Here is a 25909-nt window from a genome sequence, read left to right as displayed (position 1 = left end):
ACATTCCGTCATCCCTCGTTCATTTGGATAGATTTGTACTCGAGGAACTCATCCAAACCGACGTGACCCGCCTCCCGGCCAACACCGCTTTGTTTGAAGCCGCCGAAGGGCGCTACGGGGTTGAATCGGGCGCCGTTAATATCGACCTGTCCTGCACGAATCTTCTTAGCGGCGTCGAGTGCGAGGTCAGGATCGCCCCAAACGGCCGCCGCCAGGCCATACACCGTTGCGTTGGCGATGCGGATGCCGTCGTCGATTTCGTCGTAGGGAATCACGCAGAGCACGGGGCCAAACACCTCTTCCTTGGCCAGATAGTTATGTTGATCTGTGAGAAACACCTTCGGGCTGACGAAGAATCCTGCAGGCGGAACATCCTGGCCTGACGCGATGAGCGTGGCGCCCTCCGCTACCCCTTTTTCCGCTAGTTCCTGCACGCGGTCACGCTGCTTGCCAGAAATGAGCGGGCCGATCCGATGGCCTTCGACGAGGCTGGATCCGACAGAGAACTTGGCGAGTTCTTGCTTCACCAGGGCTTCGACGGCCGACACATCACGCGAGTGAACAATCAACCTGGTCAGCGCGCTGCAAGTCTGACCGTTGTTGAGGAAGCAGGAAGCGAGCGTTCCCTTGACGGCCACAGTCAGGTCCGCACCCGGCAATACCAAGGAAGGCGACTTGCCGCCCAATTCCAGCGTCACCTTCTTAATGGTCGACGCGGCCAAGCAAGACACTGCACGACCCGCTTCCGTGGATCCTGTGAAGCTAACCATGTCCACGCCGTCAGCTCGCGCCAACGCTGCGCCCACTACCGCACCCAAGCCGTTCACAACGTTCACCACGCCCGAAGGAAAGCCTGCGTCATTGATGGCATCGCAGATAAGGCGCGTTGTTCGGGGCGTCAATTCACTTGGTTTGAGCACGACTGTGTTCCCGGCCAGAAGCGCGGGCACCACCTTCAGAATGATCTGATGAAGCGGGAAATTCCATGGCGTGATACATGCCACGACGCCGAATGGCTCCCGGACGATGACAGATGGGCCCGTTCGCGATTGCCATGGAAATCCTTCCGCCAGCTTTACGAAGTTCCCAATGTTCCGAATGGGCGAGTCGACTTGAACGATGCGTGAGATCTTCAAGGGCGTGCCAACCTCAGCCGCGATAGCATCGGCCAACGACTCCTGCCGATTTGTGAGTTGGTCTTTTAGGCGATTAAGAATTGCGCATTTGTCCGACACGGATGTTGCGGACCAGCTGGCCAATGCGTTCTGCGCGGCACCCAAGGCGAGACCGACGTCCTCCTCGGTACCTGGAAGAATTTGGGCCGATACCAGGCCAGTATTCGGGTCCTCTACGTCGATGAGCTGTGTGCCAGAAGCACGGCGCCACGATCCCCCGATGTATTGCTGATCGAAGATCTCCGGCATCACGACTGCACCTCTGAAATCTCTTCGACTTTCTCGGGGCTACCGGACCATCCCCACGCCAACGAGGTTCGGGATACACCAAGTAGGACGCCATTCAGCGCGCTCGGATGGATCCAGAGGCCGTCCTGCTCGGGCTTGCCCGTGTCGGTCCTTCGGGTCCACTTTGCGTTGCGCGATTCGAGTCGCCTGATTACGTCCGCCAAATCATGCGTTTCGATGTAGCACATGTAAAGTGCGTCACCTCGCTTGCCCGAAAACCTGCCCATGGCAAAGGCGGGATCATGCGCTTCAGCCAATTCGATGCGATCGAGACGATCCGGCGCGAACATCAGCAGCGTGCCTTCATAGCCAAATCGCGCGAACGTGATGTCTACTGCCTTGTCGCGCTGCAGGCCCAGTTTTCGCGCGTAGCAATCCGCGACTTCTCGCCAGTCGGTGCTGAGAACCATGGTGAGCTCGTACAGAAACGACACAGGACCATTCGCTCGAACCCGCGCTGCCGCTTCGCTGACAACGAGTGGCATGCCATAGAGGCCGCCCGCGTTCAAATAGAGACGGCCGTCGGCTTCAGCAAATCGGATACCTTGCTCGGCAAGGAACCTCTGGCATTCAGCCAGGCTAGCTGTCGAGACCCCTCCAAAGAAGAGGCCTTCCCCGAAGCTATCAAGATGATCACTTACGACCCCTGCTCCCCGCGGGGTCCAAAGTTCGACCGTGCTTTCGCCGATTACCAGGCTACGGCCACGGGCATTCAGATGGTCGCTTGCAAGCTCATCAAGATACTGCGCCCCAAGTACTTCCCTGTAGTTCTGCTCTGCTTGATCGAGGTCGCGCACCGCAACGAGGATTCTGTCAACCGAGTTCAACATTGCTTCTTCCTTAAAGTAACTGACCTACTGCACGGTGATGTGCGCGGTACGAATGAGCTTTTGCCATTTCGCCGACTCCTGCTGGATGAATCGGCCGAACTCATCTCGTCCTGCGCCAGAGATGATTCCGCCGATGTCGCCAATCTTGCTGCGGACGTCAGGCATCTTGAGTACAGCTTGAATTTCGGCATCCAAACGGGTGACGATCGGCTTCGGCGTTGCGGCAGGTACCAAGACGCCGAACCAACCAGTGATCTGATAGTTGCTCAGACCAGCTTCAGTCATCGTTGGGACGTCCGGCAGCAACGGGGAACGGACAGCACTCGTGATGGCGAGTGCGCGAACCTTTCCGCCTTTTACGAGATTCAATGCCGAAGGCATGTTGTCAAACATGATCGGTACATGGCCTGCCATCGTGTCGTTCAGGCCGGGGCCGCTACCGCGGTATGGCACATGAACCATGCGCAGGCCCGCTGTCGAAGCGAACAGTTCACCCGCCAAGTGCAAAGATGTTCCGTTGCCAGGCGTTGCGTACGACAAGGGATTGGGCTGTTGCTTCGCGTACTGAACGAGTTCCTTCACCGATTTGACCGGCAGTTGCGGGTTGACCACCAGCAGGTTGGGAACCTCCGCCAGGAGCGTCACCGGCGCGAGATCTCGCGTGGGAGAAAAGCGAGCGTCGGGAGTAAGCGTGGGGTTGATGGCAATAGGACCAATATTGCCCATAACGATGGTGTATCCATCAGCGGGCTGTTTCGCAACATAGGCCGTGCCAACATCGCCCCCAGCGCCTGGCTTGTTCTCGATCACCACGGGCTGCCCGAGTCGTTCAGAGAGCTTGGCACCGACGATACGTGCCAGCATGTCAGTGGTGCCGCCCGGCGGATACGGCACGACCCACTTGATCGGGCGACTCGGCCAGGACTCGCTGGCGTTCGCAACAGATTGACCGGTCGCTGCCCAGCACCCCACCACAGCGGCGCTCAAGCCCAATATCCATCGTTTCATTCGTTGTCTCCTGACCTCAAGAAGCAGGTTGCATCTCAAGGGCACCTGGCTTATGATGTTCACTAGGTGAACTAGCGGTACACAGGGTGTACGAATGAAGAATAATAGATCGATCCAACGCTGTCTAGCGGTGCTGCGCGCTTTCCGAGAGAACGGGCGACCTACGTTGGCGGAGTTGTCGCGTGCCGTAGACCTGCCGCACCCGACCGTTCTGCGCTTTCTATTGACTTTGGAGGAGGAGGGATATGTCGCGCGCGAGGGCAACCAATGGCGCTTGACTACCCGAGTCTTCGAAATCGGCTTTGCTGCTTTGGAAAGTTTGGGAGTGACAGACTCGGTTCAGCAGATGCTCCAGCAACTGGCTGACACGTACGCAGGAACATCCAACCTGGGTGAAGCGAACCCCGACGGGGTGATCATTATTGGAAGGGCGATGGCACTCGCGGAACGCCGTCGCCTCGTGGTGATGAATCTCCGGGTTGGAAGCATCCTGCCTCCAAGTAGCGCGCTCACACAGGCGTTGACCCTCGGGGTCGGTGAATGGGCGATGGTCGAGTATCCAGAGAGCAATCAGATCTCAGTTGCAGTCCCGCTTGCTCGGGTTGGCAACCGCCAGCTGGCTATCGGGATTTCCACATCGCCAGCCGAGGCGACACCCGAAAGGATCGAGAATGAAATCATTCCAACACTTCAGAATGCCGCAGCGATGGTCTCAAGGCTTGTTGGGATGGGGCCAGCGTAGGGAGTTCGCTCATCGCCCCGGGTGCGGAACCGTCGACTGATCAACACGAATCTGCCCGCTTGGCCGCTGGGATCTGTCCGGCGCTTGCAATCGAGGTTCACGAGGATCTCTGATGATTTCCCGTGAGCACATCGTAGTCGTCGGGGCACCCGCCGCCGGCATCACGGCATCACGGCATCACGGCGGCACGAGCGCTGCGGGCGCAAGGGCTGGCCCGGACGCCTTACGCTCATCGGAAAAGTAGGCGGCTTACCCTAGCATGGCGCTCATTGGACACGCCGACGAGGCCAGTTTCGCGACGGCTTGTGAAACGCGACGCATCATACTGACGCACGATTCTGATTTCTTGGATGATCAGCGCTTCCCATTTCACCGTAACCCAGGCGTGGTCGTTCTACTAGCTGCAACTGGCAATGGGACGCTGGAAATCGCATTAGCAGATCACTTGCGCATACTAACGCCCCGTACGGCAACGCCCATGTTGGCGCCAATATCTTCGCAACAGACGATCGAGAATGGACCGTCCGCAGGCATACTCGCGCCGAAGGAAGGCACGTTGAAACCCGCATCAAGCTGCATCCAGGAGATGACGCCCTAATTTGGGAGTAGCGGAGGCGTACCTAGCTACGCAGACGATTCTGCGACATGAAAGTTGCCGGGCAGGATCAATCTTCGAAGCTGTTCTGATGCGTGGTGTCTGCGACACTGCCGCTTTGGCTGGCGGTCAACGTAAAGGCATTGAGATCTGGGGCCGCTCAGTAGCCAGTACTTTGAGCCCGCATCCGATACTCCAGATCAATGCGGCCACCTTGGTTGTCAGCGTGCTCGTACTGATGATGGCGCGACAACCCGGTGTTCTGGCGATGCACAACTGTCATAGTTGCTGCGGCGCGATCCGTCACTAGGGAATCGCCTTATGTGGACGCCTCCCGGATTGCAAGCCGATTGACATGGTGGTCGACAGGTGAAGGCAGCACGCCTATGTCCGGCCCTTTTGTGCAGGCCGCTCAGCCTGCTGGCCCATATGGAATTCGCTGGCGAGGTCCTCATCTGATCATCGAGCGTTGCTGCTCACATTCCCTATCGGGTTTTCCTCGCCCCGGTCCAACCTGTTAGCCATCATGCGATCAATGCTTGCGCTCCTTGAGAAGAAGTCAGTTCAGGCGGGCCACGCACCTGGCTATGCAGCCATGGCGGGTGCCGTGTATCTCGTATCCCTTGCTAGCACCGCCCAGATGGTCCGGGCGAGTTTGTTGGCTACGGCAGCCACCACTACATTGAAAGGACGTCGCTGAAGCAATCCGTCGAGCCAGGCGGTTCATGCGCCTTTGATGATCACCGATCTGGCGCCGTGTATGAGTAGGGTGCGCAGGTAGGTGTCACCTCGCTTGCTAATGCCAAGCTGGCGCACGTGACCACCGGTGCCCGTTTGTTTCGGTACCAAGCCTAACCAGGCAGCGAACTCACGCCCGGAGCGAAACGTTTTGGCATCGCCGATCGCAGCCACCGCAGCCGTGGCGGTTAGCAGCCCCACGCCAGGAATTTCAGCGATCTTCTGGCATTCCTGATTGTCGCAAAGCGCAACCTTGAGCCGACGTTCCAGCACAGCGATTTCCTTGTCGGTTGCCTGCACGCGTGCCCATTGCTCTCGTAGGCTGTCGATCAGTATGGCTGGCAAGCGATTCGCGATCTTGGCAAGCGCACCAGAAATTTTTTCGGCAAATTCCCGATATCCTTCCGGAAGGACTTCACCAAACTCATAGAGTAAGCCGCGCAATGCGTTCGTCTGCATGATCCGGAACTTCATCAGTTGAGCCCGGATGCGGTGCAGCGCCAGAATGGTCTGTTGCTGCTCGCTCTTGATCGCAACAAACCGCGCCTCGGGCTGCTGGACTGCTGTCCAGATAGCTCTGGCATCGGCAGCGTCGGTTTTATTACGCAACACAAAGGGACGAACCGATCGCACAGAGATGAGCTTCACTTCGTGGCCGAGCTTCTGCAGTTCTCGTGCCCAATGGTGGGCGCTGCCGCAAGCTTCGATGGCAATGAGTGAACGCTCCCGCTGAGCAAGGAAGTCGGTGACCTGGCTCCGCTTCAACTTGATGCGCTCGATTTCACCAGTGTTGGCATTCACCGCATGAAGTTGGAAGACATGCTTGGCAATATCCATGCCGATGACGGTAAGCTTCATTTTGGATCGTCCCGATCAGGGTCGTTTGCAATCGACACCTCCACTTTGGCATAGGGATGCCATGGCAGCGAGGACCCTTACAGTTACTCTTGCAGGTAAGCGGCGCCCCGTTGCCGGGGGGAGGCGTCCATACCGTCTGATTAAATCAGTGCGCGAGTCATCGAGGCATTGGGTGAGCGCGTTGTCATGAGCGTGTCCATGATTCAGGTCCTGTGATGAAGCGACAGATCAGTTTTGCGGAAGCGGAAAGTCACGGCAAGAAGCGTGTGACGCGCCGCCAGCGCTTCCTGTCGGAGATGGAGAGCGTGGTGCCGTGGGCGCGCCTGATTGCGGCGGTCGAGCCGTACTACCCCAAGGGCAAACGTGGCCGGCCGCCGATCGGCCTTGAGCGGATGCTGCGCATTTACTTCCTCCAGCAGTGGTACGGGCTGTCGGACGAGGCACTGGAAGACGCGCTGTACGACAGCATGGCGATGCGGGCGTTTGCCGGGATCGACCTGGCAGTCGAGGCGGTGCCAGACGCGACCACGCTGCTGAAGTTTCGCCGCCTGCTCGTCGAGCATGAACTGACGCGAAAGCTGTTCGACGAGATCGGCATCATGCTGTGCGAGCGGGGACTGATGATGAAGGAAGGCACGATTGTGGATGCCACCATCATCGAGGCGCCACCGTCGACCAAGAACAAAAAGAAGAGCCGCGACCCGGAGATGCACCAGGCCAAGAAAGGCAATGCTTGGCACTTTGGGATGAAAGCCCATGTCGGCGTGGATGCGGCCTCTGGGCTGGTGCATAGCGTGGTGGGCACTGCGGCCAAGAGTCGGACGTGTCGCAGGCCCATGCCTTGCTGCATGGCCACGAGGAGCATGCGTTTGGCGACGCGGGCTACACGGGCGTGGACAAGCGCGAGGAGATGCAAGGCAAGACCGTGAAGTGGCAGGTGGCCGTCAAGCGCGGCAAGATCAAGGCGATGTGTGACGGAGCCGTCAAGGACTTGCTGATCGCCGTCGAGCGGGTCAAGGCACAGATTCGGTCGCGGGTTGAGCATCCGTTCCACGTTATCAAGAATCTGTTTGATCATCGCAAGGTTCGCTACAAGGGCCTGTTCAAGAACACGGCGCAGTTGTTCAGCCTGTTTGGTTTGGCGAATCTGGTGTTCGCCAGGAGGCTGTTGTTGTCCTCAGAGGGGAGCAATCCGTCCTGAGCGCGCAAAAGCGCGACCAGGAAAGGTGCGAAACGCGAGAAAGACGGCTTGAATCGGCCCATCTCTCCCGGATTGCGAAAGCTGAAGTCCTTGGCTTGTGCAACATCAAGCGCAAACCTCATTGATCAGCAATTCCTTAGTGACAACGGTGCCGCTCATTATCGTCACAGCAGCAAATTCGCCAATAAAGGACCTGCGCCAATTAGTCTCGATGGCAAAGGCTAGGCCAGGGCAGATCACCTTTGGATCCGCCGGCAATGGTTCGGGCAGCCATCTGGCCGGGGAACTCCTTAGTACCATGGCTGGCGTCAAGATGAACCACGTTCCCTATAAGGGAGACGCGCCTTCGCTCACAGACGTGCTCGGTCAGCAGATCAATGTTGCCCTTCCCACCTCGCTCGCGGGAATGCCGCAAGTCAAGAGTGGAAAGCTCAGGGCGCTCGCGGTCACGAGCAAGACTCGATTACCGTCACTGCCCGATGTGCCCACGGTAGATGAAGCGCTCGGGATAAACGGCTACGAAGCCGTTTCCTGGGGCGGGTTCATGGTCCCGAGCGGGACATCACAGGCCATCATTGCTAAGATGAACAGCGAGTTCAACAAAGCCCTTCAGGATCCGGAGTTCCGCGACAAGCTGATGGCTCAAGGAGCGCAGATCGCAGGCGGCACGCCTGAGGCGTTCAATGCGTTTCTTCGCGCCGAAGTTTCGAAGTGGAAGCGAGTGGCAGATTCAGCAAAGGTCCGGCTCGACTAGCCTCACCAGGGATGTCGATCCGTCGTCGGGAACCCCCCGACGACGGAAACTGCTTTCGACTACCAATCGTTACAATGGATGGCAGACGGCCGACATTCCGGCTGAAGATAACATCTGACCCGATATGGTGAATGTCAAGCAAGTCGCCCTCCTCGCCGGCGTTTCCTCGGCAACAGTCTCCCGTGCACTGACATCGCCGGATAGGCTGCGACCTGACACGCTGGAGCGCGTGCAGAACGCTATTGCAAGCCTCAACTACGTTCCCTTCTCGGCGGCTCGCGAACTACGTCAGGGGCGCACGCGATCGGTCGGCATAATTGCGCCGACACTGATGAATGAACTTTACGCCAAAGCAGTAGATACCTTGGAGGCCCAGCTCGACCGGCTTGGATATACCGTTCTGTTGACTTGCCATCGGGACGACAGTGAGACCGAATTGCGCTGTGCGCGCGCCCTATTGGAGCGTAGAGTCGACGGGATCGCAATAATCGGTTCACAACATCATCCCGAAGTCTTCTCGCTGATACACAAGCACGCTATTCCGTATGTACTAATGTGGGCCGTGGACCGCGAAGGAATGCATCCGACGGTGGGGTATGACAACCGCTTGGCTATGCGCAGGCTAACCACCTACTTAGTCAAACAAGGACACCGGCAGTTTGCAGTGCTCCCAGGTCCTCTCGAAACTCAGTTTCTATCGTCTCAACGGCTTCTGGGGATCCGAGACGTCCTCAGCGAGAACGACATTTCCTTACCCGATAACCGCATTTTTCCGACCCCTTACGATGCATCTGCTGTGCGACAAGCGGTGCGCGTCTGCCTGCAGCGCAAGGACTTGCTGTTGCATCGGGAACAGCCGACCGCCCTGATATGCATCAATGACTTCATTGCTGTGGCGGCGATCGCGGAGTGCCGCACATTGGGACTTTCGGTTCCGAGCGACATCTCTGTCACAGGCTTCGGCGACTGGCAGATGGCGGAACTGGTAACACCCGCGCTAACGACAGTGCACTCGAATCCCGTTCTGATTGGCGAGCTTACTTCGCGCAACTTGATTGAGCAGATCGAAGGAGGAGCCAAAAACATCCAGACCGAGTTCGAGCCTGACCTAGTAATTCGCGAAAGTACTGCGCCACCTCGATAATAGATGGCGGCCTCAAATCAAAAGTGCAACACCTTGCCATCATGCATTACTGTCCTGATCGTCCCAAGACTTCCCATAGCCGCATGATTTCGCGAGCCTTGGTCTGACGGTCGATGACGTCCGCTTTTCCATCGAGGCCCATCGCCTCACGAGGGAATTCCGCACATCCTGCCGGTGCAAGTTGGACGATCGAGATGCCCTTTCAAAACGGCATAAAGCTGCCTTGCGGCAGCGACGCGTTCTTGTGGCGTTGTTGCTTGTGACACGATCCCGTTCCCCTTTGATGCAGTGGGTAGGATTTTATCGCGCGAGACCTATGTGCCACACGGGCAAATGGGGCACGAAGCAACTGTAGGCGCAGGCAGGACATGGTTCCAGATGGATCGCGGCGATCCAATCGGGTTACATGGCGGTTACATAGACCGCAAAATGCACAAGGGTTTACAGGAAAACCCCTGTAAACCCTTGATTTTATTGGTGCGGCTGCAGGGCTCGAACGCGCCGCCCGATTTCCCGACACAGCGCCGGCAGCGCCACTATGGATTCAAAGATCCATCGCGCAGGCAGCCCAATGAGGCCCGCCACATCAGCTCGATTCGGTCTGTGCAACTTGCGCAATTTGCTCCTTCAGCCATTGCAGACCAGACATGTGTTGTTGTTGACGGTGCCATATCAAGCTGACCTGCACCGCAGGCGTTTCGAAAGGAAGATCCGCGAGCTGCAAGCCATAGTTGTGCACGAAATGCCTGGCCAAGTGCCAGGGCACGGTACCCAGCAAATCGGTGCTGGCGACGATGGCTGGAATGGTCAGGTAGTGCGGAACTTGCAACTGCACATGGCGCTGCACTTTGGCCGAGCCCAGGACGATCTCGAGCGGACTGCCGCGGCCGGCCCGCGGCAGGAGCGAGACGTGCTGTGCGGCCAGATACGCCGTCTTGTCGAGGCCTTCCTTGAATGCAGGGTGGCCCGGTCGGCCGATAACTGCGAGGCGCTCTTCGTGAATCGGTTGGTAGAGCAAATCGGCGTCGTCGAAGTACAGGTAATCAATCGCCAAGTCCAGATCTCCGCTGGCCAGCCGCTGCGGGATCAGGGCACCTTCGTCCGACAGTACCTGCAGCTTCACCTGCGGCGCCAGCGCCATCAGCCGGGTCATCAGGCTCGGTAACAGCCGTAGCTGCCCATAGTCATTCATCGACAGTCGGAAGGTTCGCTCCGTGTCCGGCTGAAAACTCTCTTGAACGGCAAGCCCTGCCTGCAGCAAGCGCAGGGCTTGCCGTACCGGCACGTGCAGCGTCATCGCCCCGGCAGTGGGCTCGAGTCCCTTAGCGGTACGGCGGAAAAGAGGTTGCCCCAGTTGCTCGCGCAGACGACTGAGAGCATTGCTCACCGCCGGCTGGCTCTTGTGCAGTCGCTCGGCCGCGCGTGACAGGTTGCGCTCCTGCATCAGCATGTCGAACACGAAGAGGAGATTGAGATCAATCTGCTGCAAATTCTGATTCATCAATAATTCTCATCATCAATATCCATTGGAATGAAAATGATCGCACCAATAGACTACAACACCAAGCGACCTACTGGCGCCAGACGTCAGAAAGGTCCGCGGGGGCTTGGCGGAACTGGCCACGTATCGCGAGCCCGACAGCGCAACAGTCTTTGAGAGCCGATCATGTCTTTTGATACCCAAACCTTCCGGAAGAAATACCGGGCGAACATTTCGCCTTACTACAACCCCTGGCTGCATGCTGGCTTCGTTCTTGTTTTCGGCGTGACCTTGATCCTCTTCTTGCTGAACAAGTTGGACCACGTCAGCGCGGTGGAGTGGCTAACTGTGCCGGCGACCTTAATTTTCTACAGCAGGGGCGAGTACCGCACCCATAAGGGTCTCGGGCACAACAAGAAGCGATTCGCGAAGGCGTTCTACCAGCGCCACACGGGCGACCATCATAGTTTTTTCGCAGATGACCAGATGCGCTACGAGTTCGCCAAGGACTGGCGGGTGATTCTGTTCCCGGCATGGCTGATCGTTGTCTACAGCATTGGCGCGCTGCTCGCTTGGTCGATCATCGGCCTGGTCAATGCGAACGTCGCTGCGCTGTTTGCCGCCACGCTACTGGGCGGTTATCTCAGCTACGAGATCTTTCATGCCTGCGAGCACCTCCCGCCGCAGAATCCGATCTGTCGCCTGCCGTGGATTCGCCACATGCGGCGGTTGCATGAATTGCATCACCGCCGTGACCTGATGCAGACCAAGAACTTCGCCGTAGTGTTTCCACTGTGGGACTGGATCTATGGAACCCTTCATTGGGAGCCCGAAGAAGCAAGCGAGAGCCTGGTCCCCACCGTCAAGATGCAGCATTCCATTGATATCGCCCGGACGCCAAGCCAGGTACTGGCCTACGTGAGTACTCCGCTTCGTTGGCATGAGTGGCATCCTTACCACGTAGCGGTCACCGGGCAGGGAGGGTCGCTGCCGGTTGGGAGCCACTTTGCGTACGTCGGCGGCCGTGCAGGCAAGTTGCAGTGGGAAGTCGTGGAAAGTCTTCCGGATCGGCTCTGGCGAACCCGGGCCCGTGGCAACCGGGGTCTTGAGATGTTCGTCACGTATGAGTGCATCGGCACAGCCACTGGCACGCGCTTCGTGCGGACGCTGGAGTATCGGTTTTCCAGTGTGGTGGCCCGCATGGCTGATCGGCTGGTTTTGCGTAAGCGAATCGAGCGCGACTCTGTTGCCTTGCTTCACAAGCTGCGCAGCGTCTCCGAGAGCGTTCTTCCCGCGGCAGAAATGGATTGTGCTTCCAAACAGGCGACATGAAGGGCATGGGGGCATGCAGGCTCCACCGCGCGTGTCGGCCTGAATCGCCCCGGCTTTCGAGGAGGCCAGTTGGTTTGAGTTGAGGCTGCCACAGCTGCGTCGACGGGATTCAGAACCAGGCAGTCGAAGCAGTATGGGAGCTGATCTCGGTCTGACACCCACGCCATAGGTGTTTGAAGTGCCTCGAGCCTTGGCATACCAATATGAGTCAGCATCGCAAGGCGGCACAGTGCCTGCTCGTCCATCGGGGGAAATAGCAGCCAGCCAGAATTGGTCAACGCCGGAAACGCACCAAGGTCGCCAATCTGCCACAACTGGTCAACACTGATCTGATACCTTGCGGCCAGGCGACCGAGCCAACCGCCAAACGCTTCGTCATCGAATGGACGCGGAGCAACGGGCCAAGGCCTGACACCCTCAGGAGAGCAGGGTTCGCGCTGCATTCTCTATGTGACCCAGGTCGATGGCCTCCTTCCCATCCCGGATCGCGAGTTCTGCGGAAACAGTCAAGACACGCGACACTTCCCCGGTTAGCCCTCCACTTGCAGTCAGAATGGCATGTACGATCTCTCGCCGTGCGAGATTCGACGGACGTCGAAGCGGCAAAATCATCTCGAAGGCTGCGAGAAGAGAACGAAATGCCTCCGTCTCCTGCCATCTCGGCACCTCGAAACGGGCGAATCGACTGACCATCTGAGGATCCGTTTGGAGCGCCAAGACGGCGTCTTGAGTGCCAACGAGGACAACCGCGATTTTCAAGTCATTGGCGAGGAACTTCAGCAGATTCAGGGATGCACGCTGCTCCCGATAGCCTGCCAACAAGTGATGAACCTCGTCAACGATCAGCATGCGCGCCGAAACTTTTCGAAGCAGTTCGCGACTCAGTTTCTCGAGTGCTGATAGCCTTGCCGCGGCGTTGAAGGGAGCGCCCAGCTCGAAGAGCAATGAGGAATAGCGCCGCCGTGTCCGCCAACAACGCGCCGCACGCTCGCGGTGGGGCTGGATGCGCTGCCGCATTGCGGGCAGATCTGCGCAAGCCGTTGCCCACACTCCTCGCAGAACCTGGCTCCCGCGGGGTTTTCGAACTGGCAATTCGTGCAGCGCATCTCGCCTCCCGACTGCCTGTGCCTGCCACGCAGCCATTACAGGCGCAATCCGGGCAGTTGGCAAGGCGGCGCTGTGGCAACCGATGACTTCTGCCAAGCTTGGGGCGGCACCGCGCGTATTATCAGGCTTGAATTTGTTCGGTGGTCGGGAAAATCATGGATCTTCTGTTGCCCCCAGTCCGGGCGCGGAGGTCACGTGACCATCCACACTCACACCGTGGCAGTCGGCAAATCCCTTTGAGGTCACTCTGCGATCGCAATGATCTGATTCAATTGCTCGCAGGCGGCAGCAAAGACCTCCAAAGGCGCCTGCTTCCAGGGGTGGGCCTTTGCGTTGCGGGCTCGCCAGTCAAATGACTTGGGCTGATGGGCCAGAACGTAGCTGTCCTTCCCCTTCGGTCCCTGAAACCTGATCGCAAACGGATTGGTGTCGTTGTAGGCCGCCGTGGTCATCGGCAAGCCAATCACGATACTGGTCCGCTCATTGAACGGCCGCGGAGAAAGCACAAGCATCGGATGCATATCCTTCATCTCACGGCCGGCTTGCGGATTGCAGTCGATCCAAATGATGTCGCGTCGCTCAGGTGCCCATACCTTGCCCGCCATCAGATAGCCTCCGCGCCGACACGCTGCGTGGCCATGGCTTCACCCCCATGCTTGATAGGATCAAACAGAGCCAACTTCTCCGCGAGCGTGAGGGCACGACGTCCAACGGGCCGTACCGTGACACCAATCTCTTCGACCGAGACCTCGACTTCCTGACCCTCAGCGAAATGGGCCGAGCGGGCCACTGCGGTCGGAATCCGGACGGCCAAGCTGTTCCCCCACTTTTGGATCGTCAGAGTTGCACTTTTTCGCATGATCAAAGCCTTCCAAGAACGTTGATACAAGTCTAAACAAAACCACTAGAAGTTTCAACGCGTATAGACGTTCTACCTCGAACCGCACCCACAGCTTGCCCGGCGGCGTACGACGGGCGATTGATGCTGTCAGAAACCGGCGCTAGTTCCCCTTCTGTCGTAGCGCCCGAGGCCGGGATCTGGCGCGGCGTCGCGTCCGCAGGCGACCACATCGTTTTGACGGCAGAGGCGTAAGCGATCTGGCCCGGAGCGGTGGCCGCCCTGCCCTCGGGACATTCGCACGGCACGGTCATGGGCGTGGCGTACAGTCCTGGGTGAGGCCTAGCCGCCGGCACAAAAATAATTTACATTGCGCTTTAGTCAGCATTTCGGCCCGGCTCCGGATGGCTCCTGCTGAATATTGTTATAGTTCAAGCACTTACCGCTGCCTCCATGGTTCTGGATCCCAGCCTCAACGCCGTCACCAAGCTCACCCGCACCGAGTTTGCCGTGGTCCGTGCCTATGCGCAGGGCATGCGGCCGGTGGACATCGCCAACCGCTACTTGCTGGACCCGGATGAGGACGAGCACCTGAGCGAGGCCCAGGCGATCCAGCGGATCCTGGCCTTGCGCGACCGGCTGGTGCAGTTCGCCTTGCAGCATGGCCGGCCCGAGATTGCCGGCATGTTCGAGGCGCTGCGCGCGCGTTCAGGGGTGGGCATGTCGCGGCGGGTAGACGCCGTGTCGGCGCTTGAGCAGCTTGGACAAGGCTACCCCCAGCCCCAGCACGAGGTGTCGCTCTGGTTCAAGCCGAGCCTGGCACGCCGACTGATGGCCGCCGAGATCCGGCGGATCGAGGACCTGACGTCCTTGGCAAATCGGCGCGGCAGCAGCTGGTGGCGTGCCGTGCCACGCATTGGCGCGCAGTCGGCCGAGGTCATCACGCACTGGCTGGTGCGCCAGCGCTCGGCCATGGGCGCCGCGGCGGTCAAGGCCTATGTGCTGCCGCCTGCCGCCCACGCCCACCGCGACGCGCTGGTGCCCTTGGCCTTGGCCCCCGGTATGCCATATCCCGTGCCACTCGAGCACATGCTGGTGCCAGCCTCAAATACCGCGACAGGGCCGGGGCTTGCCGCCGATCTGGCGTTCGTACGCGGCTGGCTACAGGATCGTGCGCCACATACCCGCAACAGCTACCGGCGCGAGGCCGAGAGGCTGCTGTTGTGGAATGCAGCGCGCAAGAAGGGGCTTCAGGCGTTGGAGGCCTGCGATCTGGAGGCGTATGCGGAATTTTTAGCGGACCCTCAGCCGGCGGCGTTCTGGTGCGGCCCGAGCGGGGCGCGCGACAGGATGCACTGGCGGCCGTTCGAAGGCCCACTGGGGACCAGTTCGGTGGCGGCCGCGTTACGGGTGGTTCGGGCGCTGCTACGCGCAATGGTCAAGGCCGGGCATCTGGCGGGCACCCCGCTCATCCCAAGGCAAGCCGCCGCCGCTGCGCCCACGGCGCTGCGCGCGCCGTCCGTCCAACCCGACGCGGAGGCGTTCCTGGTCTGGCTGGGGGAGGCGCGCCAGGGCCCGAGGCATCGGGCTGCGCTGGCTGCCATACATCTGATGCGCGACGCAGGCTTGCCACTGAGCGAGCTGGCCGCACTGCGCTGCGCCAGTCTGCAGTCGAGTGCCGAGGGCACCTTCCTGCGACGCCCGGGTGCGCGGCAGCAGCTGGTGGCCCTTGACACGGCCGTCCGACAGGCCTTGCAGGCGCATTGGGTCGATCGTGGCTGGCCAAGCATGATGCCGCCGGCGCAGGCAGCCCTGTTGGCGCCCACGATACAGCCTGCCACCGCGCGCGGGCGCAACAAGCGGCTTGCGGGCGTGGCGGGCGGGTACTCGGCCACCGGCCTGGATCAATTGCTGCGTAGTCTGTGGCGGCGCTTCAGCGAGCAGCGCGGGGTCCCATCGGAAGGGTTCACGCCCGGCCAGCTTCGCACGCGCGCCAGCCGGGCCTGAGCTGCTAGCGCCTGGATGCCAAGGCCAACCGAAGCGCCGGAGGCGAAATCCCTCCCCCCACCGCGGGTCCATACAACACAAGCAGCTCACAGAAGTCTACTGGCCGACAATCCCGACTGGAGTGCTCGTAGACCTCGGCCTGCCTTGTCACTTGGCTTATCATTATCCGAATTTTGGAAAGTGAGTGTACACTTTGTATGGGTTACGCGGCATTGCCGGCCTGACCGGCCTAATGTAGGGAGGCGCCAACCGGTCGCTTGCTGCATCCTAGTCCGCCATGCCCCCCCGGCAGCTTTTCACTGGCAGGAGGGGTGCTGCGGCCCATCCTCCGAACGTGCGGCGGGGCTGCGTGTGCGGCGATCGGTTCGACCGTCAGCTAGTACGAATCTGGCACTACATCAAAGCTGCTATAGGGGAATAGCCGCGCGTGCATCCCCTGCCCGGTTCCACCACCTGCGTTGGCATGCCATGCGTTCGGCCGATTACTTGGCACTTGGAAGGCTGCCGATGCCAGCGGCATGGCCAGGGGTTCTTGCCGGACGGACTCTATCGGATGCTGACAACGACGCTGCTTCGCCTCGCGGTAGACAGTACCCTGCCGCTTGACGAGGCCGAGCGCCGTTTGCTGCGCAGGGCCGCACCCAATGCGCTGCGACCCACCTTCGCCATTCAGGCAGTGGCCAACGATATCCCGCCCGACGTCGTCCAAAGGCTGCTTGGCCAGGCATCGCTGCAGACGAGTTCGCTGCCTGTCCGCTGGGGAGAGGAAGCGCAACTTACAAAGCATCGCGAGCGGTCGTGAACCTCACAGGTCGTCGCCGACGGATCCAGCCATTCTCATTTCCAGCGGGGCGAGAATATATCAATGGGGTTACGTGGGCGCCGACGATTGCGATCGCTACAAGAATTTCCTAGCGCAGCCGGATGCGCTCTGGATCGGCCCCAAGACTTCGCTAACTGCAGCGTGCTGACGCCCGTTCGCCGGACCGCTAAAGGGGGAATCCCAGCGCTATGCGGTGCGCGCGGATTTGTTTCTGGTTGGCCGGCGTGCGCTATTTGGGGCGGCAACCCCTGGCTGACAGCGAAAGAGCCAGTTGCAGCACGGCGCGAGATCCCCTTTGCAGTCGACAAGGCGTTGTCTGGAGAGTCGTGGGAAGCCCTCGCGAGGCGAGACGGTATCCTTGGCTATGGCAGGGCACTCCTCGGCAAGCGAAGCAAATGGCGCACGGTGCGCCTGCCCACGCGCGTCATTGACGCATTGCGAGCGGGTTGGGTTGATGGCGTACGTTATTTTGAGAATCCGGGAGACCAGGAGCTCTCCCTGCTCTCCCCTGTGGTGAATGCCTTCTACGCCCGCAGCACAGTCAATCCACATTAAGCTAAGCGCGGAGATACCAGCACTGACGGGGCCATGGTTTTCCCCGGATGGGCTCTACCGAATGCTGTCAACGGGCGTTGCAGCGCATCGCAGGGGATACGACGTTACTTCTTCATCAGGTGGAGCGGCAGCTGCTACGCCCCATCCATTGCGGAACACCTTCCTCGCCACCCATGCGGTAGCCAATGATGTCCCGACAGATGTCCTTCAAAGGCTGCTGGACCATGCCTCATTGCAAACGACTTCGCTGTATGTGCCCTCGGAGAGAAAGCGCACCTTACATGAAATCGCCAAGCTTTTTGAGAGCCATACGTGACAACAAGGGAAGAGTGCAATCCCAAGCGAACAGGATGATCGCTGCCATAGCGTCAACAGGGACGAGCCAACCCGCGTAGGGTCGGGCTGACCAAAACGCTCTAGTTGTTACACGAGCCGGTAATCAAGCTAGAGGCCAGCGGGGTACCAGCCGGCTACTGCGCCGCGGTTCACCAGAATGATCTCATTGGGAACGTGCCCCAGCTGCAGCACACTTCCTCCCCACTAAGACAAATGTCCGTCATCCGACAGGTGGGATTCAGCAGAGGCCCACGGCTTCATAAGCGACGGGATACTTGGCACCGGCCCATCCGACCTAGCGCGCATGGCGCCAAACCGGCAACGGCCGAGTTTTCGCACCAGAGTCGAATGCGATGACTGGCGAGGCGTGTGAGCTCCTTTAGCATTGGGCGCGTAGCCTGTCCGGCGTCTTGGCCCTGCACCGTGGCCAAAGTTGCAGCGAGGCCGCCCTCAGCCGACAAGCCCGCCGACCGCGCGGTTGTCTGTTCCGGCGTCGAGATCTGCGATGGCAGTGAGGAGCATCCTCATGCTTCTATATCCGGCCTTCGTGGCCCTTTCTCACTGCGGCAAGAACACCAAGATTGTGGGTCGCGGCGGGTAGCTTCTTGTAAGGTCACCAAATTGTAGTGTTTCGAGACTTTTACAAACGCAAAATCACCGTCTGTCCGGTTGCGACGTCGTGTGCCGCTAAGCATAGCTACGCACAGTGCGGCTTGCGCACAAGAGGACGGAGGTTCCGGAGTGTGCCTAATAGGCACACGTTCTTGGCGCCGTCACAACGGGCATAACCACAGGATGACTAGCCTATACACCATTGTTAGGCTGCGGGAGCGGAGCTCGTCTCGGCCTCCAGATGACCTTGTCATTCGAACAATGGGAAGGTGGGCCCTCACTGTGCCTAATAGGCGCGCTCAGCGAACGGCGCCAGGAGTGCGCCTATTAGACACACCGACGGTAGGCTGCGGTCGAGGGCGAGTGGGCCCGGCTCTAGCGGCGCCGTCAGCAGACTGGGACGCGTCCACGGTTGCGCGTGCCACAACCTCAGGCGGACCCACCGTCCTCTGGGAATTGGGTAACTTAAAGAGATACCTTTCCTCTAACACGGTAGTGGACGCCATTCTGTTGCGTTGGGACGGCCGGGTTACGACTTCAACTCATCATTGAGTTCGTTCGCGCTTCTATCCCCTGTAGGGATTTCGGACACGCCATGGGCCCACGGGTAAGCATTTCAGCCCGACTGAGACGACAAACACACTGGCCGGTAACGGCTTTTCGCCGGACAGTACTTGTTAGGTTCAAACGGGGTTGACGACCAGAGTACCGACTTGCCCGGCAAGCGTGTGGCGCGGCGCGCTTGTAGGTTCCATTCGTCTGTCACCTTTCCCACGCAGCCAGCCGCAAAGCTGATGCCCATTGACGTCCTGCAGCGCCTCCTCATATACGCTCCCAACAGACGACTTCATCCACGTCCAGGCAGAGCGCGCACGCGGCACAGACGAAGTGACGAAATATCTCAGCAACTGAAGTCACGCGATACAAGTTGTGCCTAATAGGCACACCTCGCGCCACCGCCGATTATGCCTAGAAGCACAGTTCTGGCGGCCGTAGGCACCCTCGCTCTGAGTCGGCCTTTTAGGCACACTTAAGCCGTAAAAAAACCCGCCATTGGCGGGCTTCTGATGTGACTAAACTGCGCATCAATTTGGAGTGCCACTGAATAGTTCGCTGATGAACTGGCGAATCCGCGTCTCCTGGGAGTCGGATAGAACTCCGGTTTTGATTTTTACTGTAAAGTTCTTTATATCCTTTGTGATGCTGCCCGCGTGGTTCTGACCAGCAAAGAACTTTTCGATGGAGCGCTCGCGAGCCGCTGAGCCCGACACTTTTTTAGTAGCCAATGCGGTTACGGCCGCGGCGAGCTTGCCCTGATCAAGATGGCCCCCGACGACATCGGTCCATAGTTCTCTAGTTGCCGACACACCCGCCTCTCCGTGTTTCTTCAGGCAAGACGCCAGTGCATCTGCGGCGTTACTCCCAAGAAGACTTGGCTGCAGGTCCAAGTCATGCTTCACGAAATCGGGCAAATCATAGAAAGCCATGAACTTGTAAAGCCCTCGCCTGGACAAGCCTACCGCCTCCGCAAGTCGTGTACGGTTCGGGAACTCCTTTTCCGAACGTTGAATAGACAAGGCGATCTCGTAGTCGGAAAGGTCGTCTCGGCCGATGTTTTCGACCAAGGCCAACACAATCATGTCCGCGTCGCTGCAGTCGACGACGACAGCCTTGATGTTCTCGAGCCCCAACATCTTATGTGCACGCCACCGGCGCTCACCGGCCACAAGTTGGAAACCTGGCTCAACGCGACGTACTACGATAGGCTGCAGTAACCCAACCTCGCGAATCGATTCAGCAAGCTCTGTCAGCTTGAGTTCATTGAAGGTGCGCCGCGGCTGCCAGGGGTTGGGAACAATATCCGCAACCGGCAGTTCCGAAGGCAACCCCGTCGCCTCTAACTCTTGAACCCTCAATTGCGCGGCAGCCAATGCGCCCGCCATACCTGGCGCTGTCTCAGTCCGATTTGCTCGACGAGTGGCATCCGGCTTACGGTCCGCCGTTGAGCGGATGTTCGCCGTCTTGGCGAGCATTTGTTCGCGAATGTTGCTCATTGTGCAGGCCTCCACTGTTTCACAAACATGTCGTCAACCCAACGGCAGTAATCCACCAGCGGCTGCCGAACACGCTGAAGCGACTTGGCTTGGCTGTGTGAGCTGCTGATGTCAAACACCGTGGTAAATGCCAGTGCGCCGGAGCTCATCACTGAGCTGGCAGGCACTTCAAAAGGGGCGAGCCAATGCCGATATGCACCTTGAGCCCAAGTTCGCACCACAGGAGCTGCCGATGTGGGCCCATAGTTAACTCGCGTCAAGAGCACTGACACGAAGTCGTACTTCTTATCGGCTTCGAATCTCATGAATGACTTTGCGACATCCGAAAAGAGTCGCCAGAACGACAAGGAGCTAAAGAAGTCCAGGTTTTCCGGCACCATGGGCATGACCATGGCATCGGCCGCCATCAATGCGTTCAAGTTGAGGTAGGACAGCGACGGCGAAGTATCCAGAATAATGTAGTCATACTTCTTTCGCAGTGGCTGGAGACCATCACGGAGTACCTGCCAGAATTTGAATCCTGGCACCTTCATCTGCATAGCAGGGAGGTGGTACTCCGCACCCACTAGTTCCGTGTGAGCCGGAATAACGTCCAGGCCATCCCAGTATGTCGATTGCAACTTCGCTTCCAAGCCACCTTCGACATCCTGGTTGTAAATGAAAGGCAGAATTGAGTCATCGGCGAATACCTCCTTCTCCGCGTACAAGCCGCACAACTCAGAAAGGGACGCCTGGGGGTCCAAATCGACGACCAGCACCTTACGGCCACGCAAGCTAAGGCCTTGCGCTAAGCACATAGTCGTAGTCGTTTTTGCGGACCCACCCTTCAATTGCGAAGTGATAATAATCTTGCCTTCGAAATCGCTAGGTCCAGCAACCAGCGGGGTCTGGTAGATGTCCGATACTTGTTGGACCCAATTTCTTGCCTCAGCCAAAGTAAACGTTCGGCCGCGACCAACGGTCTGCCCTTCAGGCAGCACACCGTCGCTATTCTTCGCCATGTGCAAGACCTGCTGACGGCTCAAACCACACAGCTCTGCAATTTCTGAAGTACTAAACATCGGTGCCGTCTTACGTGGCCGCGGCGCAAGAATCTGGTCACGTAACTCGACTGCGTAGTCGGTCACCACATCTGCAAAATCGCTAATCTCAGCTAGGGTGACCGTCGGGTCTATGGGCATCGGTTGACTGATATTCGCCATCGCAGCTCTTTTTCCGAAATTTGGACAAGCGCAGAATACAGCAATTGAGCAAACGCGTCCGCATATTTTGTGTAATCCGCGACACAGCGAAATCACTAAAGTTTACGAAACTAAGCTACAAGCCTTTGATTTACAACGTTTTCGGAAGATATGGGAAGAGGTGGCGCAAACGACTCAAAGAACTTTTGGAAGTCGCCAAGGAGCCATAAAAGGTGAGAGCCAAGTCCTCTCACCTCTCACCTTAGCCGTGTTCTTTGGTACAAAATCTCTCACCCAATCCCGCATCCATCGCCAGCGATGTGCTGTTCGATCCACACTTCAAAGCTCAAGATGAAACCTAAGGTGAGAGTTTTTGTAAGCCACGCGACGCCTACGCACAGCATCAACAGAACTCCGAACAAAATCTCTCACCCGATCGACTGGTCCGCAGAGTTAGAAGCCACTTCCTAGAACCAGGGGGCTGTAAAAGTGAGAGATTTTGTGCTCTGCCAAGCCAATCAAGAAGCCTACGCGCGCTGAGGTGGCCACAAGCAGACCACCAGCGAACTCTCAAAACGAGCCTAGGTACAAAATCTCTCACCTTTTGAAGGCTTCATCGCTGTTCAAAAACTCAAGTGCGATCGCAGGTTACAAAATCTCTCACCTTCGGATAACACCTTGACTTCAGCGCCCGAACAGCTGCGGCACAAAATCTCTCACCTTCAATGGATCTCGCGTGGGACTCAGTCACCTGCAGCTCCCACCCATGGCGACCGAATTTTGACTGGCGTCTGTTTGTTTGTTTGTTTGTGTTGTAAACAAAGAAAAACCAACAAACCTACAAACAGAGCAGGGTGATCCTCATAAAAATCAAAAACTTATCAGCCAAAAGTGAGGGATACGCCTACCGCAAGGTGAGAAACTTTGTTCCCTCAGGTGGTAGTTGTATACGTCTAAAGGGAGAGATCGCGGAGCCGAAGGTGAGAAAAGAGACCAGATAGGTAGTTCAGGTGAGAGATTTTGATTCACTCCTGTGGACATCTCTCGTATACGCTTGTTTTATAAAAGCAATTTCAACCAGCCGACGATCGTGAGGTGAGAGATTGTGTACCAAGGTGAGAGATCATGTACCTCGGCCGACACGAGGCACCTATTCCAGGTGAGATGAGTCCACATTGACATCTCACCATCACCTGACTAAAGTCTCGTGCAATTCATAACGTAAACAAGCTGCCCTCTCAGGAATCCCGGCATGGCAAGCAGCGTAGCAAAGCGGGTGACACCACTACAGTACGCGCTCGACTTATTCGTCGAGATGGCGCCCGCACAGACAGCCATACATGAGGTCGCCACCGACAAGGATATTGGCTACCACAAAAACAAGGTCTTCGCTCGCATTGTCGGACTGGGGATGTCCGCTCGCCGGTTTGTCGACGCTGCGTACTTTATCGTGGCGCAGGAACCCGAGGTCAAGGAAGGCTACGAAGTCTCGCTAAGCTTTTTCAAATGGCTGATGCGCTATGACAGCAAGAACAGGAAACACTTTTCGAGCGTTATTCGCAGCGTGAAGTCGTCGATGCTCGAAGTGACCAGCGCACCCGTTGTGTCGGTGGACGCGAGCGGCCGTCTCCTTGAAAGCCCCGGTGCGGCACATGACGGCGACGAGACTGACAGCGATGCCCGCAATCCTGATGTCGATACCGTGCGGGTCTCAGACGAAGAGGGCGACTGGCTCGAATTGATCGGTCGGGTCAGTGTGAGGGACGGACGGATTCGATTCCGTGTCCCTGTAGAGCTTCAACGGCTCATCAAAGACCCGGAGAATTCGTATTGGACGAGCCTTCTGGTCACGTCGAAGTTCACGCTCATCTACGCTCGCGCCATCTATGACCACATCCTGCCCAACGTATCGGACGAGCGGACGGACTGGTTGCCCCTCGATGTTGTGCGGAATCTACCGGGCAAGTCATGGGCCAATAACGCGGAGTTCAAGTACTTCAAGCGTGACTACCTTGACAAAGCAGTAAGCCAAATCAACGAGCTTTCCGACATTGAACTGTCCTATGAGACCCGTGCGGGGACACCCCGGTCTAGGAAGAAAGACCAGATTCGTTTCCAGATGAAGCGAAAGGATGCCGCCCTGGCGTCCAAAGCGGCCATGCTTAATTCGGTGGCGCTCTTCCAGGCATTGGAGAAGGAGTTTGCACTGACTGACTCTCAGTTCGAGCGAATCGCGGATAACCGCAGCGTCTGGACGGATGAGAGGATTCAGCAGGCTATCGAATACGTTCGATGGCGTATCCGTTCCGGTGACAAGGTCAAGCGAGCATCAGGCTATTTGTTGGATGCAATCGCAAACGACTATCGCGTTTCCGAAGCAGACAAGGAAGTTGAGAGAGTTCAAGCCAAGCTCGCAGACAAGGCTAAGGAGGAAGTCGAATCGAAGTCTGCTGCGCAGACCGCGGTCGCGGCGAGCGTTGCAGCGGCAGACGCCGCCGCAGAGCGTCGCAGGCTGGAGGAAGTCCGCGCGGCTCGAGACTATTTTGAGAGCGCCGAGATGACGACCCGTGAAGACCTAGTCCGTAAGTTCGTCACGACGAAGACGATTGGGACGCGAACGATCGAGCGTCAAGGTCTCAAACCTGCGGACATAAACGCAAAGAACATTATGGAGCGACCAAATATTGCCACTTCATTCTGTTCATTTGTGGCCGGTGAGCTGAGGAAGGCTGCCCGCAGCCGTGCGAATAGTCAGGACAACGTTCTTTAGTGACGGAAAGCCGGCCTAACGCCGCGCAGCGTGGACCGCGCTCACCGGCATCAAGCGGTATCGCGTGACAAATTAGGCCACGGCGGCGTCCGCTCTATTGCGGGCCGGCCCCCACCAACCTCGGCTGCACGCATACAATCGCCGCACCTGGAAGTGCAGGTGCGCAATACTCAGGGCCGGACGCCGTGCTGGTTGCAGGCAGCGGACTCATAATCCGCCTCCGAGAGGACACCGTGGGTTCAAATCCCACCCGGCCCACCAAATGCGCAACGCCGATGCCCTCATTAAGCAGGCCGACTGAACATGTTGGAAGGAGGTCTGCCACCGAGGATGCCGCGAACTTGCTCAATAGCGGCCTGTGCCATGGCCGACGATGACCGTTTCGCTGACGACGGCTGGGCTAGGGCACGCGAGAGCCCAGTCGCAGCTCTGTCCATCTCGATCAGCCAGGCACGCGCTTGCTCATGCCCTAATGAATTACGGCGACCGTTGGCCTCGGTGATCACAATCGACGCCGAGTCGACCTCATAGATCCGACCGTCGGGTGCAGACACCCGTCGCCCACGGTATCGCTCAATGAGTTGGGCAACCTCCAGCCGGTCTTGTGCCGCCTGCGCGGCGGTTGCGCGCCTCTCGTCTTCTTGGGCCTTCCGAGTTTGGACGACATGCCTATAGTCTATGGGCCTTCCGAGGAGAGACTTGAGGTAGGCGAACAGCTCTCGTCCCCGGAGTGGACCAAGAAAGTGACCCGCTGCCGAAACAACGTCCGACAGTCGGTGGCCGGCCTCCCTCGCGAGCCGCATCAAAAGGAAGAGGGCGGACGTCGTCAGCTCTTGGTCACGCACGAGAGGCGCTAGATCAATGGGCACGGCCCGATCATCAATTTGCACAAACTCTCTCGGCCCCGAATGTTTCTTCGTAGAAGACTGGTTGGGGTTGTTTACGCCACTCACCGGTGCGAGACATGCGGAGCTGGACCGCGACTCATCGGAGCCCGTTCGAGGTTCTGGGTGCCCAAGCTCCCGGCTAGCGATCCCGATGCACTGTAGCAACTTTGCGGTGAACCCGATGCGCCCGACAACCTCGAGTTGCGTCCTCGTGCGTTGCTGCCTTTCACGCTCAATAAGCCCGGCGTCTTCAAGTGCGCCAAGCGCCCGATAGACAGTGGCCTCGCTAATCGCGAGGTGCTGCGCAATCGTTGCCTTCTTTATGAAGGCGAGCGAGGTGGGATCCTTCTGGTTCAGGGCGAAGCGGATGAGCGTTGCCAAGACTTGGCGATTGGTGATGTGCAAAGCGCGGAGCCCATCGGACTCGTAGACCAACGCGATCGCTCTGAGAATCCGCTCCGGCAGCCGGCCGGCATCGCACCTGGCTGGCTTGGCTTGCGAACCGTGGCTTTCGACAGGGGCCGGAGAGTGCGGCGCACCGCCACACGTTGTTGTTCTTCGGGCAATAGGAAGCCCGTCGAAGCGATATCTCAT

Annotated in this window: 19 protein-coding genes, 1 tRNA gene and 2 pseudogenes; 11 read left to right on the top strand and 11 right to left on the bottom strand. The window is 58.5% G+C overall.

The window, feature by feature from the left end:
• Window positions 1-8 precede the first annotated feature (8 nt).
• From F7R26_RS35710 to F7R26_RS35700, 3 genes are read right to left on the bottom strand one after another with little or no spacing between them, the layout of a single operon-like run.
• On the bottom strand, window positions 9-1424 hold the full coding sequence (locus tag F7R26_RS35710) for an aldehyde dehydrogenase family protein (protein ID WP_043355360.1): 1416 nt from the start codon (window positions 1422-1424) through the stop codon (window positions 9-11).
• The gene (locus F7R26_RS35705; protein ID WP_052495072.1) at window positions 1424-2293 is read right to left on the bottom strand and encodes a VOC family protein; all 870 of its coding nucleotides are present in this window, start codon (window positions 2291-2293) and stop codon (window positions 1424-1426) included. Before F7R26_RS35705 ends, F7R26_RS35710 begins: the two co-directional genes overlap by 1 nt.
• A 24-nt stretch (window positions 2294-2317) precedes the next feature.
• Window positions 2318-3301 carry a Bug family tripartite tricarboxylate transporter substrate binding protein gene (locus F7R26_RS35700; RefSeq protein ID WP_058698224.1) on the bottom strand — a complete coding sequence of 328 codons (984 nt, stop codon included), beginning with the start codon at window positions 3299-3301 and terminating at the stop codon, window positions 2318-2320.
• A 94-nt stretch (window positions 3302-3395) separates the two neighbouring features.
• Here F7R26_RS35700 and F7R26_RS35695 point away from each other — a divergent pair, with 94 nt between their 5' ends.
• Complete coding sequence (locus F7R26_RS35695) at window positions 3396-4043, top strand: IclR family transcriptional regulator (RefSeq protein ID WP_043355366.1); 648 nt, start codon at window positions 3396-3398, stop codon at window positions 4041-4043.
• Window positions 4044-4302: 259 nt separating this feature from the next.
• On the top strand, window positions 4303-4641 hold the full coding sequence (locus F7R26_RS41870) for a DUF5615 family PIN-like protein (RefSeq protein WP_377747427.1): 339 nt from the start codon (window positions 4303-4305) through the stop codon (window positions 4639-4641).
• A gap of 582 nt (window positions 4642-5223) precedes the next feature.
• Here F7R26_RS41870 and F7R26_RS35690 read toward each other — a convergent pair.
• Window positions 5224-6234, bottom strand: a pseudogene (locus F7R26_RS35690) (IS110 family RNA-guided transposase).
• Between the two features lie 215 nt (window positions 6235-6449).
• Here F7R26_RS35690 and F7R26_RS35685 point away from each other — a divergent pair.
• The 3 genes from F7R26_RS35685 (at window position 6450) to F7R26_RS35675 (ending at window position 9333) form a co-directional block, all read left to right on the top strand.
• A protein-coding gene (locus F7R26_RS35685) for an IS5 family transposase (protein ID WP_412459421.1) occupies window positions 6450-7435 on the top strand; the annotation gives its coding sequence in 2 pieces (ribosomal slippage) (window positions 6450-7047 and window positions 7047-7435; 987 coding nt in all).
• A 121-nt stretch (window positions 7436-7556) separates the two neighbouring features.
• Window positions 7557-8189: a tripartite tricarboxylate transporter substrate-binding protein gene (locus tag F7R26_RS35680; protein WP_233528039.1), complete on the top strand. Its 633-nt coding sequence runs from the start codon at window positions 7557-7559 to the stop codon at window positions 8187-8189.
• A 124-nt stretch (window positions 8190-8313) separates the two neighbouring features.
• Window positions 8314-9333: a LacI family DNA-binding transcriptional regulator gene (locus tag F7R26_RS35675; RefSeq protein ID WP_058698223.1), complete on the top strand. Its 1020-nt coding sequence runs from the start codon at window positions 8314-8316 to the stop codon at window positions 9331-9333.
• A 586-nt stretch (window positions 9334-9919) separates the two neighbouring features.
• Here the strand turns inward: F7R26_RS35675 and bsrA are convergent.
• Window positions 9920-10834: a LysR family transcriptional regulator BsrA gene (gene bsrA, locus F7R26_RS35670; RefSeq protein ID WP_058698222.1), complete on the bottom strand. Its 915-nt coding sequence runs from the start codon at window positions 10832-10834 to the stop codon at window positions 9920-9922.
• Window positions 10835-10999: 165 nt separating this feature from the next.
• On the opposite strand from bsrA, the gene F7R26_RS35665 reads away from it, so the two are divergent.
• Entirely contained in the window at window positions 11000-12145 is a 1146-nt protein-coding gene (locus tag F7R26_RS35665; protein WP_058698221.1) for a sterol desaturase/SRPBCC family protein, read from the top strand.
• A 417-nt stretch (window positions 12146-12562) separates the two neighbouring features.
• Here F7R26_RS35665 and F7R26_RS35660 read toward each other — a convergent pair whose 3' ends face one another.
• From F7R26_RS35660 to F7R26_RS35650, 4 genes and pseudogenes are all read right to left on the bottom strand, one after another.
• Window positions 12563-13162, bottom strand: coding sequence for a TniB family NTP-binding protein (locus F7R26_RS35660; RefSeq protein WP_081050312.1), 600 nt, complete (start codon window positions 13160-13162; stop codon window positions 12563-12565).
• Between the two features lie 23 nt (window positions 13163-13185).
• Window positions 13186-13251 (bottom strand): annotated as a pseudogene (locus F7R26_RS41215) (zinc-ribbon domain-containing protein); the annotation flags it as partial.
• A 243-nt stretch (window positions 13252-13494) separates the two neighbouring features.
• Window positions 13495-13857: a type II toxin-antitoxin system PemK/MazF family toxin gene (locus tag F7R26_RS35655; protein WP_058698219.1), complete on the bottom strand. Its 363-nt coding sequence runs from the start codon at window positions 13855-13857 to the stop codon at window positions 13495-13497.
• Window positions 13857-14111, bottom strand: coding sequence for an AbrB/MazE/SpoVT family DNA-binding domain-containing protein (locus tag F7R26_RS35650; protein WP_058698259.1), 255 nt, complete (start codon window positions 14109-14111; stop codon window positions 13857-13859). Before F7R26_RS35650 ends, F7R26_RS35655 begins: the two co-directional genes overlap by 1 nt.
• Before the next feature lie 432 nt (window positions 14112-14543).
• Here F7R26_RS35650 and F7R26_RS35645 point away from each other — a divergent pair, with 432 nt between their 5' ends.
• From F7R26_RS35645 to F7R26_RS35635, 3 genes are all read left to right on the top strand, one after another.
• A complete protein-coding gene (locus F7R26_RS35645) occupies window positions 14544-16097 on the top strand; it encodes a phage integrase family protein (RefSeq protein WP_058698218.1) in 1554 nt (517 codons plus the stop codon).
• Window positions 16098-16650: 553 nt separating this feature from the next.
• A complete protein-coding gene (locus tag F7R26_RS35640; RefSeq protein WP_058698217.1) occupies window positions 16651-16899 on the top strand; it encodes a site-specific integrase in 249 nt (82 codons plus the stop codon).
• 538 nt (window positions 16900-17437) lie between these two features.
• Window positions 17438-17791, top strand: coding sequence for a tyrosine-type recombinase/integrase (locus F7R26_RS35635; protein WP_116318651.1), 354 nt, complete (start codon window positions 17438-17440; stop codon window positions 17789-17791).
• 1717 nt (window positions 17792-19508) lie between these two features.
• Here F7R26_RS35635 and F7R26_RS35630 read toward each other — a convergent pair.
• Both F7R26_RS35630 and F7R26_RS35625 read right to left on the bottom strand, forming a co-directional pair.
• Complete coding sequence (locus tag F7R26_RS35630) at window positions 19509-20477, bottom strand: ParB/RepB/Spo0J family partition protein (RefSeq protein ID WP_058698216.1); 969 nt, start codon at window positions 20475-20477, stop codon at window positions 19509-19511.
• Complete coding sequence (locus F7R26_RS35625; RefSeq protein WP_171514465.1) at window positions 20474-21679, bottom strand: ParA family protein; 1206 nt, start codon at window positions 21677-21679, stop codon at window positions 20474-20476. Before F7R26_RS35625 ends, F7R26_RS35630 begins: the two co-directional genes overlap by 4 nt.
• A gap of 1231 nt (window positions 21680-22910) precedes the next feature.
• On the opposite strand from F7R26_RS35625, the gene F7R26_RS35620 reads away from it, so the two are divergent.
• Window positions 22911-24428, top strand: a complete 1518-nt coding sequence (locus tag F7R26_RS35620) for a replication initiation protein (RefSeq protein ID WP_058698215.1) — start codon at window positions 22911-22913, stop codon at window positions 24426-24428.
• 173 nt (window positions 24429-24601) lie between these two features.
• A tRNA-Ile gene (locus tag F7R26_RS35615) sits at window positions 24602-24689 on the top strand.
• Window positions 24690-25909: the final 1220 nt, after the last annotated feature.

It is taken from the genome of Cupriavidus basilensis (genome assembly GCF_008801925.2).
GTDB classification, from domain to species: domain Bacteria; phylum Pseudomonadota; class Gammaproteobacteria; order Burkholderiales; family Burkholderiaceae; genus Cupriavidus; species Cupriavidus basilensis.
The sequence above is the reverse complement of the archived record's forward strand: the minus strand, read 5'-3'. Positions and strand labels throughout refer to the sequence as shown.

What these genes read in the sequence shown, in the direction of transcription:
- F7R26_RS35710 (WP_043355360.1), bottom strand. Translation starts at nt 1,424, where the DNA reads ATGCCGGAGATCTTCGATCAGCAATACATCGGGGGATCGTGGCGCCGT.
- F7R26_RS35705 (WP_052495072.1), bottom strand. Translation starts at nt 2,293, where the DNA reads ATGTTGAACTCGGTTGACAGAATCCTCGTTGCGGTGCGCGACCTCGAT.
- F7R26_RS35700 (WP_058698224.1), bottom strand. Translation starts at nt 3,301, where the DNA reads ATGAAACGATGGATATTGGGCTTGAGCGCCGCTGTGGTGGGGTGCTGG.
- F7R26_RS35695 (WP_043355366.1), top strand. Translation starts at nt 3,396, where the DNA reads ATGAAGAATAATAGATCGATCCAACGCTGTCTAGCGGTGCTGCGCGCT.
- F7R26_RS41870 (WP_377747427.1), top strand. Translation starts at nt 4,303, where the DNA reads ATGGCGCTCATTGGACACGCCGACGAGGCCAGTTTCGCGACGGCTTGT.
- F7R26_RS35675 (WP_058698223.1), top strand. Translation starts at nt 8,314, where the DNA reads ATGGTGAATGTCAAGCAAGTCGCCCTCCTCGCCGGCGTTTCCTCGGCA.
- bsrA (WP_058698222.1), bottom strand. Translation starts at nt 10,834, where the DNA reads ATGAATCAGAATTTGCAGCAGATTGATCTCAATCTCCTCTTCGTGTTC.
- F7R26_RS35665 (WP_058698221.1), top strand. Translation starts at nt 11,000, where the DNA reads ATGTCTTTTGATACCCAAACCTTCCGGAAGAAATACCGGGCGAACATT.
- F7R26_RS35660 (WP_081050312.1), bottom strand. Translation starts at nt 13,162, where the DNA reads ATGCGGCAGCGCATCCAGCCCCACCGCGAGCGTGCGGCGCGTTGTTGG.
- F7R26_RS35655 (WP_058698219.1), bottom strand. Translation starts at nt 13,857, where the DNA reads ATGGCGGGCAAGGTATGGGCACCTGAGCGACGCGACATCATTTGGATC.
- F7R26_RS35650 (WP_058698259.1), bottom strand. Translation starts at nt 14,111, where the DNA reads ATGCGAAAAAGTGCAACTCTGACGATCCAAAAGTGGGGGAACAGCTTG.
- F7R26_RS35645 (WP_058698218.1), top strand. Translation starts at nt 14,544, where the DNA reads ATGGTTCTGGATCCCAGCCTCAACGCCGTCACCAAGCTCACCCGCACC.
- F7R26_RS35640 (WP_058698217.1), top strand. Translation starts at nt 16,651, where the DNA reads ATGCTGACAACGACGCTGCTTCGCCTCGCGGTAGACAGTACCCTGCCG.
- F7R26_RS35635 (WP_116318651.1), top strand. Translation starts at nt 17,438, where the DNA reads ATGCCTTCTACGCCCGCAGCACAGTCAATCCACATTAAGCTAAGCGCG.
- F7R26_RS35630 (WP_058698216.1), bottom strand. Translation starts at nt 20,477, where the DNA reads ATGAGCAACATTCGCGAACAAATGCTCGCCAAGACGGCGAACATCCGC.
- F7R26_RS35625 (WP_171514465.1), bottom strand. Translation starts at nt 21,679, where the DNA reads ATGGCGAATATCAGTCAACCGATGCCCATAGACCCGACGGTCACCCTA.
- F7R26_RS35620 (WP_058698215.1), top strand. Translation starts at nt 22,911, where the DNA reads ATGGCAAGCAGCGTAGCAAAGCGGGTGACACCACTACAGTACGCGCTC.